The organism is Parvibaculum sp. (assembly GCF_035511255.1).
GTDB lineage: Bacteria > Pseudomonadota > Alphaproteobacteria > Parvibaculales > Parvibaculaceae > Parvibaculum.
In genome coordinates this window covers 1-1938 of the sequence record NZ_DATKFR010000496.1, presented here as the reverse complement: position 1 = coordinate 1938, position 1938 = coordinate 1, and the positions used below count along the sequence as shown (strand labels likewise).

Here is a 1938-nt window from a genome sequence, read left to right as displayed (position 1 = left end):
TCGACGCCCCGGCCGCCGGTGAGTGCGCGCACGCTCTTGCCCCATTGCGAGTCTTCGGCGTAGTTCACGATTTCGGCCGCACCCAATGCCCTGAGCTGCTCGGCCTTCCGCGCGCTGGACGTCGTGGCGATCACGGTGGCGCCGACCGCGCGGGCGAGTTGCAGAGCAAAGATCGAAACGCCGCCGCTCCCCTGCACGAGAACCGTATGGCCGGCGCGGATGGGCACGGGCCCCGCCAGCGCGGTCCAGGCGGTGAGGCCGGCACAGGGCAGTGTGGAGCCTTCCTCGTAGGACAAGCCGTCGGGCATCCGGACCACGGCTTCCTGGCTGACCGCCTTCAACTCGCAGAGCCAGCCGTCGTTTTCCGCTCCATAGCTGTCGCTGAGGACGGTCGAGGGCGCCTCGCCGCCGAACCAGCGCGGATGAAACGCGCCGATCACACGGTCTCCGACCTTGAAGGATTTCACGCCCTCGCCGATTTCCACGACCTCGCCGGCGGCATCGCTGACGGGAATGAAACCCGGCAGGGCCTTGCGTGGATAGCGTCCGCGCAGAATGGCGATGTCGCGGAAATTGAGGGAGACGGCGCGCACGCGGACCAGCACTTCACCGCGCTGCGGCCGCGGGTCGGTCTCCTCGCGCATTTTCAGATCGTCGAGGCTGTCGAAACTGTCGAAGCGATAAGCCTTCATGGTGCGAGGTCCCTTCCCAGGATGTTCAGTGAGCGCGTCCCGTTCGCATGAGTAGAGATATGCAATATGATCGGCAAGAACGGACCAAACGGTCTGATACGCACCGAAAGGTAACCCGAGTTGTCGAACACACGCTCTGACGATGCCGTGTTGCGGCGCAGCCGCTGTGCGGCGGATGTGCAGGAAGCCATCAGGATTATCGACGGGCGCTGGAAAATGATGATCCTCGCGCATCTCTACGGCGAGGAGACGATGCGCTTCTCGGACCTTCAGCGCGCAATCCCCGATGTGTCGCAGAAGGTATTGATCCAGCAGCTTCGCGGCCTCGAGAGCGACGGGGTGATCTCCCGCGCCGTCTATCCGGAGGTGCCGCCCAAGGTGGAGTATCGGCTGACGGATATCGGCAAGCAGTTGGGGCCGGTCTTCATGGCGCTTCTCGACTGGGCCGAGATTCTGCGCATACGCGACGGAGCTGAAAGGCCGGTCGAACCGGCGGGCGTAAAATAATCGTCCCGTCCAGTTCGCGTCGCCATGATCTCGCCGGAGCGGAGATTCGAACAGGGACACCCGCTCGCGCCGAGGGTAGAATGCGGAACCCCGGAGGTTCAGCCTTGAAGATTGTCGTCATCGGCGCCGGCATTATCGGCGTCACCACAGCCTATGAATTTGCCGAACGCGGCCATCAGGTGACGCTCATCGAGCGGCGTGAAGGTGCGGGCCTCGAAACGAGCTTCGCCAATGGCGGGCAACTCGGCGCGGGCGAAGTCGCGCCCTGGGCCGGCCCCGAAGTGCCGGGACAGGCGCTGCGCTGGATGGGCCGCGCAGATGCGCCGTTCAGGTTGCGGCTGAAGCCCGATCCCGAGCAATGGATCTGGCTGCTGCGCTTTCTGATGCGGTGCCGTGCTTCGGCGCGCGCCGAACGCGTGCTGCCCAATCTCGCGCTCGCCCTGCTGACGCGGGTGCGGATGGAGGAAATCACGGCGACATTCGCGAGCGCGGGCGATCCCATTCTTTTCGATGAGCGGCGCGACGGCATCCTGCAGATTTTCCATGCCGCCCATTCGCTTGAAGGGGCAAAGAAGGAAGCCGAAGTCATGCGGCGCGCCGGGCTCGAACAGCGCGTGCTCACCGCCGCCGAATGCGTCGAGGTCGAGCCGGCGCTTGCGCCCGCGCTGCAGAAGGGCGGCATTGTCGGCGGGCTTTATTGCGAGAGCGACGGCAGCGGCGATGCGCATGTCTTCACGCG

3 protein-coding genes are annotated in these 1938 nt (G+C 65.1%); 2 read left to right on the top strand and 1 reads right to left on the bottom strand.

The window, feature by feature from the left end:
• The coding region (locus VMR03_RS18420; RefSeq protein WP_325407841.1) for an NAD(P)-dependent alcohol dehydrogenase at positions 1–692 on the bottom strand (692 nt) is incomplete at its 3' end.
• Positions 693–842: 150 nt separating this feature from the next.
• Here VMR03_RS18420 and VMR03_RS18415 point away from each other — a divergent pair.
• Both VMR03_RS18415 and VMR03_RS18410 read left to right on the top strand, forming a co-directional pair.
• Positions 843–1199 carry a winged helix-turn-helix transcriptional regulator gene (locus VMR03_RS18415; RefSeq protein ID WP_414693206.1) on the top strand — a complete coding sequence of 119 codons (357 nt, stop codon included), beginning with the start codon at positions 843–845 and terminating at the stop codon, positions 1197–1199.
• A 104-nt stretch (positions 1200–1303) separates the two neighbouring features.
• A partial coding sequence (locus VMR03_RS18410) for an FAD-dependent oxidoreductase (RefSeq protein WP_325407837.1) occupies positions 1304–1938 on the top strand: 635 nt, incomplete at its 3' end.